This window comes from Enterobacter asburiae, assembly GCF_008080435.1.
In the GTDB taxonomy this organism is placed as follows: Bacteria; Pseudomonadota; Gammaproteobacteria; order Enterobacterales; family Enterobacteriaceae; genus Enterobacter; species Enterobacter asburiae_C.
Window position 1 is genome coordinate 1 of sequence record NZ_VRKN01000031.1, and the last position, 13,671, is coordinate 13,671.

At 43.7% G+C, this 13,671-nt stretch carries 11 protein-coding genes and 2 pseudogenes; 3 read left to right on the forward strand and 10 right to left on the reverse strand.

Translation table 11 applies throughout. The features are described 5' to 3' along the window. Window positions 1-984, forward strand: a 984-nt coding sequence (locus FU672_RS24025) for a Tn3 family transposase (RefSeq protein WP_262349061.1), incomplete at its 5' end; no start/stop codon positions are given. A 33-nt stretch (window positions 985-1,017) separates the two neighbouring features. Here FU672_RS24025 and FU672_RS24945 read toward each other — a convergent pair. The 10 genes and pseudogenes from FU672_RS24945 to FU672_RS24075 all read right to left on the reverse strand — a co-directional run. Beyond that, window positions 1,018-1,128, reverse strand: a pseudogene (locus FU672_RS24945) (transposase); the annotation flags it as partial. A gap of 125 nt (window positions 1,129-1,253) precedes the next feature. After that, entirely contained in the window at window positions 1,254-2,483 is a 1,230-nt protein-coding gene (locus tag FU672_RS24035) for a pyridoxal phosphate-dependent aminotransferase (protein WP_148245120.1), read from the reverse strand. A gap of 394 nt (window positions 2,484-2,877) precedes the next feature. After that, the gene (gene curA / locus FU672_RS24040) at window positions 2,878-3,906 is read right to left on the reverse strand and encodes an NADPH-dependent curcumin/dihydrocurcumin reductase (RefSeq protein ID WP_148245121.1); all 1,029 of its coding nucleotides are present in this window, start codon (window positions 3,904-3,906) and stop codon (window positions 2,878-2,880) included. Next, window positions 3,903-4,526 carry a 4'-phosphopantetheinyl transferase superfamily protein gene (locus tag FU672_RS24045; protein ID WP_148245122.1) on the reverse strand — a complete coding sequence of 208 codons (624 nt, stop codon included), beginning with the start codon at window positions 4,524-4,526 and terminating at the stop codon, window positions 3,903-3,905. The genes curA and FU672_RS24045 overlap by 4 nt, the downstream gene beginning before the upstream one ends. Before the next feature lie 8 nt (window positions 4,527-4,534). After that, window positions 4,535-5,332 (reverse strand): ApeI family dehydratase, encoded by a 798-nt coding sequence (locus FU672_RS24050; protein ID WP_148245123.1) that lies wholly within the window; start codon window positions 5,330-5,332, stop codon window positions 4,535-4,537. A 69-nt stretch (window positions 5,333-5,401) separates the two neighbouring features. After that, window positions 5,402-6,808, reverse strand: a complete 1,407-nt coding sequence (locus FU672_RS24055) for an AMP-binding protein (protein WP_148245124.1) — start codon at window positions 6,806-6,808, stop codon at window positions 5,402-5,404. Next, on the reverse strand, window positions 6,808-8,109 hold the full coding sequence (locus FU672_RS24060) for a beta-ketoacyl-[acyl-carrier-protein] synthase family protein (protein WP_148245125.1): 1,302 nt from the start codon (window positions 8,107-8,109) through the stop codon (window positions 6,808-6,810). Before FU672_RS24060 ends, FU672_RS24055 begins: the two co-directional genes overlap by 1 nt. Further along, a complete protein-coding gene (locus tag FU672_RS24065; protein WP_148245126.1) occupies window positions 8,106-9,179 on the reverse strand; it encodes a hypothetical protein in 1,074 nt (357 codons plus the stop codon). Before FU672_RS24065 ends, FU672_RS24060 begins: the two co-directional genes overlap by 4 nt. Then, entirely contained in the window at window positions 9,176-9,574 is a 399-nt protein-coding gene (locus tag FU672_RS24070; protein WP_148245127.1) for an acyl carrier protein, read from the reverse strand. The genes FU672_RS24065 and FU672_RS24070 overlap by 4 nt, the downstream gene beginning before the upstream one ends. After that, on the reverse strand, window positions 9,574-10,323 hold the full coding sequence (locus FU672_RS24075) for an SDR family NAD(P)-dependent oxidoreductase (RefSeq protein WP_148245128.1): 750 nt from the start codon (window positions 10,321-10,323) through the stop codon (window positions 9,574-9,576). Before FU672_RS24075 ends, FU672_RS24070 begins: the two co-directional genes overlap by 1 nt. 660 nt (window positions 10,324-10,983) lie before the next feature. On the opposite strand from FU672_RS24075, the pseudogene FU672_RS24080 reads away from it, so the two are divergent. Next, window positions 10,984-12,159 (forward strand): annotated as a pseudogene (locus FU672_RS24080) (IS91 family transposase); the annotation flags it as partial. 359 nt (window positions 12,160-12,518) lie between these two features. Next, window positions 12,519-13,289, forward strand: a complete 771-nt coding sequence (locus FU672_RS24085) for an N-acetylmuramoyl-L-alanine amidase (RefSeq protein WP_148245129.1) — start codon at window positions 12,519-12,521, stop codon at window positions 13,287-13,289. The last annotated feature ends 382 nt before the right edge of the window (window positions 13,290-13,671 follow it).

The window sequence follows — 13,671 nt, forward strand, 5'->3', positions numbered from 1 at the left end:
ACAAGGTCGCGGATCTCCTGCCGTGGAATGTGGAGCTTCCTGCCAAATAAGTGTCAATACGGCGATGCCTTTACGCTTACGACAGTAAAGGCCAGACATTCACGTAAATATTTCGGTCGCGGTAAAGGTATGGTGGCCTACACGCTGCTGTGTAACCACATCCCGATCTACGGCTATTTGATTGGCACAAACGAGTATGAAGGTCACCATGTCTTTGATATCTGGTACCGCAACACCTCAGAGGTGAAACCCACGGCCATTACCGGTGACATGCACAGCATCAACAAAGCCAACTTTGCGATCCTGTACTGGTTTGGCCTGCGCTTTGAACCTCATTTCACCGACCTGAACAGGCAATTGCAGGAGCTGTACTGCACCAGAGACCCATCGACATATAAAAAATGTCTGATTCAGCCAGTCGGGCAAATTGACCTGGACCTTATAACCAGCGAAAAAAGCAATCTCGATCGTATTGTCGCTACGCTGGGGCTGAAGGAAATGACGCAGGGAACGCTGATCCGCAAACTGTGTACTTACACAACAACTAACCCGACAAGACAGGCGGTATTTGAATATGACCGGCTGGTCCGCAGCATTTACACGCTGAAGTATCTGCGTGATCCACAGCTGGAACGCAATATCCGTCGCTCCCAGAACCGGATTGAATCTTATCACCAGCTACGCGCCGCAGTATCCAAAGTCGGCGGAAAGAAAGAGTTAACCGGGAAAAATGACCTTGAAACGGAAATAAGTAATCAGTGCGGGCGGTTGATCTCCAACGCGATCGTTTACTACAACTCCGCGATCCTGTCTCGATTACTGAAACGACTGGAAACGGAGGGGAACGCCAAAGGCATTGAGGCGCTGACCCGGATATCGCCGGTAGCCTGGCAGCATATTTTGCTGAACGGGCATTACACCTTCCTGAACAGCAATTCAATTATTGACCTGGATGCACTGGTTGCCGGGCTGAAGATGGGGTAACGGAAATTTCGGCGGTTCCGGCGTAGAACCCCTATTAGTGGATACACCAAGTCGAGAAGAGACCTCTGATACAGGGTACCCCTGCTCAGTGATCTGTTTTACGGCTTCAATTTTGAATTCTTCAGTGAACGTTTTGACTGACATAAACACTCCTTTATTAAGCCTCCAAATGAGGCAAAAAAGTGTCTACGAAACCCGGGTCTATTCACCATTTAAATTTACCTCTTAATGTCGTTTACAGTTCCACTGCTCCCCAAACCCCATAAATTTTATGAAACTTCATGAAATTTTATCGCTTCAACTATCGCAAAGCAGGCCTTGATCACATCTTCATACCCCATGCAAAATGTCAGCCGTACATGACCGGGCATGCCGAAATTGGCGCCTGGTAATACGACGACACCAGCATATTCAATAAGATGCTTGACGATAGCGAAGTCATCGCTTAATGATATTATGTCACTGGCTGGCCGTTTTAATACTCGCTGATAATTAATAAAAATATAAAGCGCAGCCTGGGGCTTTAGAAAATGCAACAGGGGGGAACGTGCAAGAATATCACACGCGCAATTCCGGCGGATTATCAGCTCTTCTCGCCAGCTTTTTATAAACGATTTATCTCCGTTCAACGCTTCTGTTGCCGCAGACTGACTGACTGAGCATGGATTTGAAGTGCTATTTTCCTGAATTTTTAACATTCCGTTGATCAACCATCTGGGGCCAGCAGCGTAACCAATGCGCCATCCTGTCATAGCAAAGCTCTTGGATACCCCATTAATAGTGAGCGTACGCTCCTTCATGTGAGGCACAGCACTTGCGAATGAGATGAAGGTGGCATCATAAGTGAGAAATTCATAAATCTCGTCAGAAAGGACCAAAACATCAGGATAATCAGACAATACTTTTGCGATCTCCGTAAACTCTTGAGCAGTATATACCGACCCAGAAGGATTTCCTGGCGAATTCAGGATAATCCATTTGGTTCTTGATGTAAGAACCGCTCTCAGCTTAACTGGTGTTATTTTATAGTCTTCTTCATTATTAGTCATGATCACAACTGGAGTACCATTATTCAGGCTGACAATCTTGGGATAGGATGACCAGAATGGAGCTGAGATTATCACCTCGTCTCGTTCATTCAGCGTGGCCATCATCGCATTAAATATAAGTTGCTTTGAACCGGCTCCGGCCATAATTTCACTTTTTTCGTAGGCAATCTTATTTTCAATAATCAGTTTCTGCTGAACTGCTCGAATGAGTTCATCGCTTCCTCTAACAGGTGTATAACGAGTCTGGCCTTTCTCAATCGCCCGGACTGCTGCGGTCCGAATATGTTCAGGTGTGTCAAAATCAAGCTCACCAAAAGCCATGTTGGCAATCTGTTTTCCCTGAGAGCGAAGCTCAGCGATGCGTTCAAAAATTTCAAAGGATGATTCACACATAAACGAATCGTGGTTAATAAGCTTGTTTGCGAGTCGCTTTTCATCAAGCTGATTCATTAGCTCTCCTAATTTTTAAGTCGAATATTTCAGCCTTGTAAAGCTGATGGGTGTTGCGGGAATTTTATACTAGCAAAAAGACAGTACTGTGCTTTTACCTGACAATAGCCTTTTAAAAGGCACTGAAGCAGCATGGGGTGGTCAACGATAATCCCGCGTTCAATCATTATCATCTCCAGATTGCGCAGGATCAGGGAATAATCCAGAAACCAGTGGACGCACTGAGTAATAATATTGACGTGATGATGTTGGCGTTTAAAGTTATTTTTGAGCAAAGACATTATCAGGCAATATTACAAAAAAGTAAATTACCTAACAACTTCTTAACGTGACAGAATCCGCCTAAGCATATTCTGAATTTCAGGTTTATCCGCCCCCCGTCAACTTCTCGATATTATGAAACCTTGATCACGGTTTTACCGAAATTTGATCCATCTAACATTGAAAAAAATGCTCCTGGGGCATTCTCCAGGCCCTCTGTTACGTGCTCAAGATAATGTATTTTATTATTGTCAGTCAGTGATATCATTGAGTGAAAAAGTTCATGGTAACGATCACCATAATCTTGCGAAATAATAAATCCCTGTAGGAGAATGCGGCGCCTGATAATTTCACGAAGCATAGGGGGCGTGATGTCAGACCTGCTGACGTCACGGGATGGCTCGTTATAAACCGACACCAGGCCACAGACGGGGATACGCGCGCAGGGGTTTAAAAGCGGAAAAATGGTATCAAAGACTTTTCCTCCAACATTTTCAAAATAAATATCAATGCCCCCAGGACAGGCTCGGCTCAGCGCGTCAGAAAAATCATGTCGCTTATGATTTATACAGGAGGAAAACCCGAGTATTTCAACGGCATGCCTGCACTTTTCTTCGTTGCCCGCTACGCCCACAACATGACAGCCCCACAATTTCGCTAACTGACCCACTGTTGCGCCCACTGGCCCCGTAGCTGCCGCCACCACCAAGGTTTCTCCTGCCTGAGGTTTACCGATATCTAGCAGGCCCATATAGGCAGTAAAGCCCGGCATCCCCAAAATACCTAATGCCCAGGACGGGTGCTTCAGATGATTGATATTTACCACACCTGTACCATTAGAAATGGAGTACTTTTGCCATCCACCTGACGCCAGCACTACATCGCCGGACTCAAAGTCAGGCCGCGCTGAATCTATCACCCTGCTCACGGTACTGCCCACCATAGGTTGATTTAACAATGCCGGAGCAATATACGATTTACGATCATCCATACGCCCCCGCATGTAGGGATCGAGTGAGAGATACATCGTTTGCAGAAGCATCTCCCCCTTTCTGATAGGGCGGATAGGGTGAGTGATAAGGCGAAAGTTCTTTTCAGAAGCTTGACCATTAGGGCGTGAAGCGAGAACCCATGCGAGATTTGTGAAATTTGCTTTATTCATTCAGAATTCATCCAGGTATCCAACGTTGTATTCCTGCAAATCCTCATAGGACGCAGTGTATTACAGGTTGTCGGAGTACAGATTGACAGAATAAAATCTGGACACGAATAAGTTTTGAGGAAAACCTTAGGTGAAATGTTAATACTATCAATATAGGGTAATTGAAAAATATCACCTCCTCTTTGCTTTAATATCGCTTCTTTTTGGGTCCATCTGTACCAGAACTCAGTTATGTTATCTTCAGGAGTTCCCTGAATAACAGCATTGCACTCCTCATCACTAAAAACTGAGCGGGCCAGTCTAATCCAGTTTTCTCTGGGTCGTATAACCTCAATGTCACAACCCACAGGCCCTTCATCGCTAAGGATTGCAGCAGCATGCGTGCAACTATGACTGATGTTAAACCATGGCATATTTTCATCCCTGAAAAATGGCTTTCCATTTATACCATAGGATATTTCAGGTAGATTCAGATAATTCATAATATTCAATAGGAGAAGTCTACCGGCAAGCGATGCATCAGAATAGATTTTTTCAGACAACCCTTCTTTATAAGAAAGATCAGGGGTCTTGTAACGATTTATTATTTCAGGAATAATCCCAACCGCTATTTTATACATGGTGAAATTCACTCAAACGATGAATCTACGATTTTGGATTCAATGAGTAGTTTTCCAGATGCATAACGTTTATTATCTCGAATATAACTAATGATAACGCTATTTCTTACACTACTCCTCGTTTTTTTCAGATGAAGAGTATAGGCGCATTCGGGTATAACCCCCCTTATAAATTTTATTTTTTCCATTTTAAAAGATACCATGCCGGGATTTCTTAAATAGATTTGATTAAACGCAATTTCAAAAAGCATTGACCCGGGAACGACTGGGTGACCGGGAAAGTGCTCTCGGAACAACGGATGTTTAATATTGAAAGAAAATTCAAAGGACTCAACTTCATCCAGCCGCTGAGGAACGCTTTTAATGTTCCACATTTTGATATCCGGATCATGTGCTGTCAGCATTTTCTTCTGATTGTAAGAATGTGCTTTATTTACCAAAACAACCGCTGAAGATACATTAACTCCCTTAACATTATCGTATATGTTACATACAACACGACATAACCCATGACACTCTTCAGCCCAGCCCGATATATTTACCACAGATGATTTAATATCAAAATTCGCATCGAAATCCTCAATGATATTAGGGACATAAAAATCAGAATGGTCGTCAGGATAGAGTTTCATTGCAAGTGTGCACGCGAACTGGTTTATCCCCTCAAATACCATGGTAATTGGTAGGTGATGTTGACTAAATGTCCACTTCTTTAAGAAAAGAGTGGCTTCAGCATGTTTTTTTTCATAATTAATCGTGATTGGTGAACAGATTAAAAAGAAGCTGGTGCTTTCATTGTTACTCATCGTTCATTTTATTCCATTTGAGCTTGTGAGTCTTCTGATTATAATCTATTTAAAATTTAACAATGACAATTATTGCACTGTTTTTATTTTCCCGCTTGGGGTAAGGTCAAACTGAGGAATCACATTGACATTAAAGGAATATTGATGCCAGTTATTCGACAGTAGAAGTTTAATTTTATTTAATTCTTCATTCTTAACAGATGACTCGATGTTAAGATTTATAACTCCTGATTTGTCACGGTTGAAATAATGTCTTGTACCAGCCAGACTCATGATTTGATCAGATATAATCTGAATGGGAACAAATTTACCTTTCACCTTGAATTCATTAACAACACGTGAATACCAGTGATGGCAATCCTGGTGGTCTATAGCGAACAGATCACCAGATTTTTGCCAGTAAGACTGTGGCGTCAGGACAAAGTCCTTACTGACATAACCATCGGCTGCAAAGGGCGTATGGTAATACAATTCTCCATACTCGCTTTCTGCCTCAGTCGATCTGATCTCCGTTTTGATTTCAGGAATCATCGGAAATCCGGGGGGAATAACGCCATACCGGGAATAAGTTCGGATGTCTTTACTCGAAGTGATCTTTACGCAAAACAAGCGAGGACCGGACTCTGTCTGACCAAAGTTGTTCCAGAGTGTTTCACAATAAGGCAGTATTGATATCGCCTGAGAGGCCAGCAAGCGATCCGAGGCATTGAGTATTCGCTTAATGCGGCATGATTTTCCCTGGAGAACTTTACTGAGAGGTATCATCAAATCTCCAATCAACGGCATGGTAGTAATTGAATATTTCTCAATCAACTCAGGTACTAAGCCGAGCTGGAAATGCTCAAATACCAAGACACCTTTGCTAATGAAAACAGTGAGCATCGTTGAAAGACCGTACATATACTGAACAGGAAAGAAGCAGATAGTGTTATCTTCCGGTGTTAAACCGAGATACTGGCTGACACATTCAGCGTTACCAACCAGTGAAGACTCATGATATCGGACAAGCTTAGGCACACTGGTGGTGCCGGAGGTCGTAAAATAGAAGAATGCTTCGGCCAGTCCTTCCCTGGAGACCGGCACACTCACTGTATCTGGTTGGGGTGATTTACTGATAACCTCGTTCAGTCGTATATGTATTAACTGTTCAGTTGATGCTGAAACATCAGCACTGAAATGGATGACTGCGGCAACATGTTGAACATTTATAACGCAAGGTAAATTATTTATGTCTTTTATATTTAGCAGCATTGCATGCACTTTTAATCTTGATGCAATAAAATAACTCAACATCCCTTCAATATTATTACGGATAACAAAAACAAATATTTCTCCAAAATCGACATTTTTATTTATGGCATCTGCAACAAGGTTTGAACTGAAGTAATCTACTTTCTCACGAACGTCTCCTGCTGTTAATTCTTCTTTAGCACTCCGAATCCGCCATGCTCCATTCAAAAGTGAATAAAAATCCATTAAAAGTCTCCCTGTTTACACATTGCAGGATTTCCTATGATTAATGTGGCAGCTCCTCCTCCCATTCCAAAAGAGTTCTTTATAACATATTTCAATTTTTCCTGACGCGTGACTTTGACTAAAGACACATCCTTGGAAAACTGTGGATCCGGTTCATCAAGGTTGATGATTGCTGGAATATAGTTATCCTGAAAGCAGGTAATTATTCCTAAAATTTCCATTGAGCCTGCAGCTGCCATAAGATGGCCGTGATTAGCTTTCGTTGCGGTTACTGGGGGCGTGGGTTTTCCAAACAGGCGCGCAATTGCACGGGCTTCATGTAAATCATTTTGTAGCGTTGAGGTCCCATGAGCGTTAATCATATCAATATCCTCAGGGTTTAAACCTGCATCCTCGAGAGCCCGCTGCATGGACAACATCATCTCAACCTCCTCAGTATGTGGGGCAACAATGTTTTGCGCGCACAGAGCACCCCCGTATCCATTGAGATAAGCGAGGGGAGTCCCTCCTCGGGTTCTAATTGCAGATTCTTTTTCAATACAGAACATTACCGCCCCCTCTCCCAGCATGAATCCACTTCGTTTCCTGTCAAATGGACGGGAACGAGCTTCAAACGTAAACTGTTCATCGGTTGTGATGACACCCATTCCCTCCAGCCTAACTAAGCTTAGCGGCGTGACTTTAGCGGATACCCCCCCACATATCGCTGCCTTTATCTCTCCACGCGCAATCGCTCGCATTGCAAGACCAATACTTTGAGTTGACGCACAACAAAGACCCAGATGCCCGAAAGTCATACCGGTGAAGGGAATAACATCATGGACGCTCTTGATCACGGCCGCGGTTTCGGTGTCCAGAAAATCCCCGGTGCGGAGTACATGAACGGACTCCTGTATCTGTGATTTTCGGTCAGTAATGGTGGCGTTATGTTTACTCAACTCAATCAGTTTATCGATATCAAAGGTGGGTTCATCTACGCCCAAAATACATCCCACCTCATGAGGTAAGTATATCGAACTGATATCGAGATTCTCCTTAAGTCTGCTGGCTGCAAGGTGTGCGTAGAAAATGTCGCCATTGCGGAACCGGTGCTTCCTGGGCCATCGAATAGATTTATTACCTTCCTGAGGAATGGCGACCTTACTGGATTTCAGCGCTCGATGGTCAAATTTTTGTATTTCCCTGACACCACTTTTTCCTTCACGAAGCTTATCGCTAAGCTCCTTAATGGTAGATCCGAGAGGCGTAACGGCACCGTATGCTGATATGCACAACCTGTCTGTATAATCTGCTGTTTTCATTGTAAATCCTTTTCAAGTTTATTGAGTAAACAACATCCCAGGCCATGCATGACACCAGCACCATTAAACATCACGTTTGATCCTGTTTTAATTCTATTGTCAGCCATTGCACAGGCAATATCCGTTAGATTATTAATCTTCCCACCATAACCCGTTTTAGTTTTGTAATTTAAAACTGGGGTGTCAGGGAACATGCGAGAGATTGCATTTTTCTCAACCTCACCCTGAGCAACGATGCCATTGTCATAACTTACGATAATGTCCGGTATGCCATGGTAACTTTTAACCCTGGAAAATAAGGTAATCCAAGATTGTTCTGTAAATTTAGGACTGGGTTCATAACACTGAAAAACATCTAACACCTCAGCTATTGAGGATTCAGGATTATGATCAAGATAAGCAACAATCCCTCCCCAGCACGGAATTATCCCTGACTTGTCAGCGTTCCCATGCCGTATTTCACCAAATTTCTCGAACATAACAATGCTATTAAATGAGCACATGTTTGCACTATTGATGATCAATGCCCCCTTGTTATTGGAACCAAATTTGATATCAGAGTGAGCAAGCTTAAGTGCGGACATACCACTCAATGATGCAGCACGAAGTGGTATTCCTTCACTGTGGTTTTTAAGGATTTTAGAGACGTGATAAAGCGGGTTAGTTGGAAGGATGCGTAACAGATCAAGTGGATTTCCAGTTTTTTTCAGAATAGATAAGTTTTCCCAAAAATTATCCGGATCACGACTAATAACCTTTTGCACCTCAGAGTTATCATGCTCTTCAGGATCGCATGCAGAATATATAGCAGCTTCAGACATCATCGATAAACACTGTTTATTACTGAAATCTGAGAGTGCATTGATAAGTATTTTAGCATTGAGATTCAGCACTGCACGGTCTTCACGGTTGACTATTTTTTTATCCGATAACTCTACAATCACTGACTGATATGCATCGCATAACTCTGCATCTAATACATAATCTGAAGACACGAGCGCAGACAACTCTGCGCTATTTCTGGCATGTTGATGAAATATACCTATATCTTTAAGATATACTCTATTCATTCAACCTCCTCTATGTCTGTCAGTTTTTCTATTTTATTCGCAACATATTCTATCGTAAAAAAAGCGTATAGATTACGAACATCAGTATCGGGTTTCAAATTCTCTGTTTTTTTATTATGAGAGAGCAACTCTTTTAGCTGATGAATCCCTGACTGCGTCCATTTTTTTGACTCTGCATCATACAGTTCAGATGTCGAAATCATTTTATTTATTGGCCAGATATCTTCTGGCTCAATCGTAAGAGCAAATGTTTTTTTCAGTTCAAATGTAAAATCAATCAAATCGATTGAGCTCATCTCATAATGAGTGAATAAAGATTTATTTACATCTACTTCATCATCTTTTTCCATGTACATAACGTCTTTAAAAATATCAATCACTTTTTGAAGTGTCATTACATAAACCTCTCACCGTTACCTAAGCTGATTTCTGAACCCGTTGTATTAATTTGACCTGAAGCGAATGCAACCACGACATTAGCCACGTCCTCTACCTGAAGAAATTCCCGTGTAGGAATGCGTTTTATCAGCTCGTTGATACTAATTCCTTTGTCTTCACAATACTTATCCACCATTTTTGTCCTAACAAACCCAGGACTGATACAGAGGGTTTTAACATTAAATCTGGCAAGTTCTGATGCCAGCCCCACGAGATAACGTTCCATAGCCAGCTTTGTAGAGCCATAGAGAGTATTTCCCACATTGACTTTTGTTGAGGCAACCGAACTTATGAAAATGAATCTCCGGGCTAAATATTTATTTCTCTTTGCATACCAGGCAGCTTTATTAAATATTTTCGCAGCTGATGTATAGTTTATCCTGACGATTTTTTCCAGATAAGGTGCTTGCAGTTCATCACAGAAGGTTGCATTGTTAATGCCTGCGCAATATACAAACAAGCAAATTGACTCATTAAGATGTTTTTCGCAAAAATCGTCAACCTCCTGTTCACATCCTAAATCTAGTTTGTGCGCTTTAATATCTTGGTAGCGGTTGCAGATTTCCTCAGCAGACTGCTTATTGCTATTCCACGTAAAGTTAATTTCATACCCTTTGTGGCGAAGCGAAGCAATAATACACATCCCTATATCAGAGCTTCCACCAAATACCCAAGCAATCTTTTTTTCATTTTCTTCCGTTCCCATTTCACCCTCTTATTAAACATAAAAAACGCAAAGGTATCCATTGCAAACTTTGTTTTCAATACAATTAACAAATAACATACCAGATAATCATTCAAACAAATTGTCTTTCCGAGAATGCCTTATTTCTCATGACTATTTAAAGGAAAAAATAAGCACGAACAGGAAATAATCCCGGTCACCATCCGTAACTTAGCTCGATGGCACATCTACACATGTGCTCAAGATCACCGAATATAGCAGCAAAAAACGCCAGAAAGAATTGAGTTGATTAATTCACAGAAATATAATTACTTATTTACAAGTAATTATATAGGAGCATAACAACCTTGTCTGTAATAAATAGCAAGACAGTAAAATAGCACCCCCGGAATTTATGTCCGGCTGGCGATGTTATATTTCTGCTTGCTCTGGTAATAACCATACCTCCAGTAGGCCTAAAAACACAATGGTTAATTCCGATCATTTCCCGAAGTTTAATTTGTTAAATCTATTAATACAAAAACATTGATCGCTACCACTAATCATTAACCGGGCATAATCAATATAACCTATTGGCACTAATGGTAAAAAAAAGAACGGTAGCACGCCTGCGGCGTGAGCTCGTCTGCTACGCAGCCGAAGTACTATCCACCCTCATCGTCGTATTTTATACTGTCTTTCATGTACATACCGCGACCCGCAAAGCTCCTGTTCCAGCACGATGACGGCTGGGAGCGCTTCCTTGAGAAGAACGGCCATCAGCTCAGCGACTGGACCAAACTCTCTGTCGAGCGCATGCTTGCCTGCGGTACCTGCGCCATGGGCGTTCGCCGCTATTGCTGCAGCTCGCCTGACTGTACTCACTCACGCTTTCTCTGCCAGAGCTGCAAATCTAAAGCCTGCAGCAGCTGCGGCCTCAAGGGCACCGAGCAATGGATCGCCGAACAGCAACACATCCTGCCCGACTGCGACTGGCAACACATCACCTTCACCATGCCGCACTTGCTGTGGCCGTTCTTCAATAACAACTGGCCGTTGCTCAACGACCTTTTTCGCTGCGCCACCCGCGCCATACTCAGGCACGTGCGCAAGCTGGGCATCGAGGTCGGCATCTTCTGCGCCCTGCACACCTACGGACGCCAGCTCAATCAGCATCCGCACATTCATGTCTCCATCACCCGCGGTGGCCTCGATATCAAACACAGTGTCTGGCGCGATCTGTTCTATAAAAAACAGCAGGTTGAAGCCATCTGGCGCGGTGCCGTTATCCGTCTGCTGCGTGCCAGCTACGATCGCGTAAATCCTGGCAAACTGCCCAACCTCGGCCATATCCGCGATGAGAAACAGTGGAAGCGCTACTTGCAGGCGCAATATCAGCGCCACTGGAAGGTGCACTTCGCGAAGAAAACCCGGGGTGCCTGGCGGAGCGTCAAATACCTCGGCCGGTATCTGAAGCGACCGCCGGTGTCGGCGGCAAAACTTCGGCACTACAGCGGCGGCGCGGTGGTGCACCACTATTACGACCACCGGACGCAGCGGTACCGGCGGCAGACGCTGACCCAGGAGGAGATGATCGGGCGCTATATTAGCCATATCCCGGCAAAGCATTTTAAAATGGTGCGTTATTACGGTTTTCTGTCCAACCGGAAGCGGGGCGAGCTGCTGCCGAAAGTGTATGAGGCCCTGGAGATGGAGGCGCGAAAAAAAACGGAGCGGCCCGGCTTCGCCGCGCTGATGAAGGCGTTCCTGCGTACGGATCCATACAAATGCATCCTGTGCGGCAACCGGCTGCGCTTTACCAGCGCACAGGCCGGCAGACACGCCACGGAGTTAGTGGCGGAAAGGCTGCACAGTATCTGTAGTGACCTGCATTTGAAATCGAGTCGACCTGCATTCACCCCCGGTTTTCAGCCCACATTAGCTGCAACCAGCGCTGGTCTCAGACCCACAATACCTGCAAATGAACTTGCATTTATCATCCTCGACCTGCACTCCATTTTTTCCAACCCACAATAATTGAAAATGGAAACTTTGAGGCAAAACAGGAACTGAGCAAAGCTGCCAACTGCCACTATAGATACACAGGTCTTTTCTCTAACAAACCGTGCCTCGTGTCACAAAAAATCCTCAGAGATAACTCCGCACTAACTTGGTGTACATTTTGTTGACATACATACTGCTATCAATAGATTGCACATCAATAAAAGGAGTTGACTATGTACCCCATTGATTATAATAGCTATCGCTCGGTAAAAGGTTTCAATCGTCGTGTTCGTTTCCTTGTTATGCATTACACTGCTGTCGATTTTAAAGCGTCAATAACCGCTTTGACCGGGCCTTCGGTAAGCGCTCACTATCTCGTGCCTGACCCTTCAGAAAAAACGTATATTGATGCAGGTTTTAAGGATATGCGTATATTCAACCTGGTTGACGAAAATGAGCGAGCCTGGCATGCTGGCGTAAGTTCATGGGCCGGACGCAGCAACCTGAATGATACCTCCATCGGGATTGAGACGGTTAATTTGGCCAGTGATAACAACGGCGTGTTTGTCTTCCCCCCCTATAACCCGGTTCAGATTGATGCAATAAAGGAATTGGCAGCCAATATTCTGCAACGATATCCTGATATTACGCCTACGAATGTTGTCGGACACAGCGATATTGCCCCGGGGAGAAAAAGTGATCCAGGGGCTGCTTTCCCGTGGAAAGAACTTTATGACGCAGGTATCGGTGCATGGTATGAGGAATCGACCATGCAGCACTATCTGATGCAGTTCAATAAGTCGCTACCATCTAAAGCAGATATTATTGCTAAGTTAAGAACATACGGATATGACATCTCAGATGCCGGAACAGAAAGCGGATACAAGAATTTGATCCGGGCATTTCAGCTTCACTTCCGACAAAATACCTATGATGGTGTCGCTGATGCTGAAACAGCAGCAATTCTTTATGCGTTAGCGGACAAATATTTCCCGACAAAATAATTTTACTTTTGTAAATTTAGCATGCCGCAGGTGGATGATACTATCTGCGGCTAACTTCACTCCATAGAGTTACCTGAAAGACATCCAGAACTAAATCCGGAATGTTACAGTCCTATAAACTAACGTTTTATGGAATCATCGTCGTGTTGACCATAATCGGTCTGCAATCCGCAGCGCAGGATTGCACTTTCTCATTCCACCTATCATTTTCTATCTATACTCAAATCTCGTGACTTACTGGAATACATATCATGCTTATCGGATACGCGCGGGTTTCTACTGACGACCAGCATCTCGATCTCCAGTGATCTTGACCCGCCATCTCCAGACAGCTTTTGTATCTTAAGTTAACGATGCCCGCTGCCGCCGGTATTCTCTCGGG

Excerpts from the sequence above, each read along its gene's own strand:
- FU672_RS24035 (WP_148245120.1), bottom strand. The coding sequence starts at position 2,483 with ATGAATCAGCTTGATGAAAAGCGACTCGCAAACAAGCTTATTAACCAC.
- curA (WP_148245121.1), bottom strand. The coding sequence starts at position 3,906 with ATGAATAAAGCAAATTTCACAAATCTCGCATGGGTTCTCGCTTCACGC.
- FU672_RS24045 (WP_148245122.1), bottom strand. The coding sequence starts at position 4,526 with ATGTATAAAATAGCGGTTGGGATTATTCCTGAAATAATAAATCGTTAC.
- FU672_RS24050 (WP_148245123.1), bottom strand. The coding sequence starts at position 5,332 with ATGAGTAACAATGAAAGCACCAGCTTCTTTTTAATCTGTTCACCAATC.
- FU672_RS24055 (WP_148245124.1), bottom strand. The coding sequence starts at position 6,808 with ATGGATTTTTATTCACTTTTGAATGGAGCATGGCGGATTCGGAGTGCT.
- FU672_RS24060 (WP_148245125.1), bottom strand. The coding sequence starts at position 8,109 with ATGAAAACAGCAGATTATACAGACAGGTTGTGCATATCAGCATACGGT.
- FU672_RS24065 (WP_148245126.1), bottom strand. The coding sequence starts at position 9,179 with ATGAATAGAGTATATCTTAAAGATATAGGTATATTTCATCAACATGCC.
- FU672_RS24070 (WP_148245127.1), bottom strand. The coding sequence starts at position 9,574 with ATGACACTTCAAAAAGTGATTGATATTTTTAAAGACGTTATGTACATG.
- FU672_RS24075 (WP_148245128.1), bottom strand. The coding sequence starts at position 10,323 with ATGGGAACGGAAGAAAATGAAAAAAAGATTGCTTGGGTATTTGGTGGA.
- FU672_RS24085 (WP_148245129.1), top strand. The coding sequence starts at position 12,519 with ATGTACCCCATTGATTATAATAGCTATCGCTCGGTAAAAGGTTTCAAT.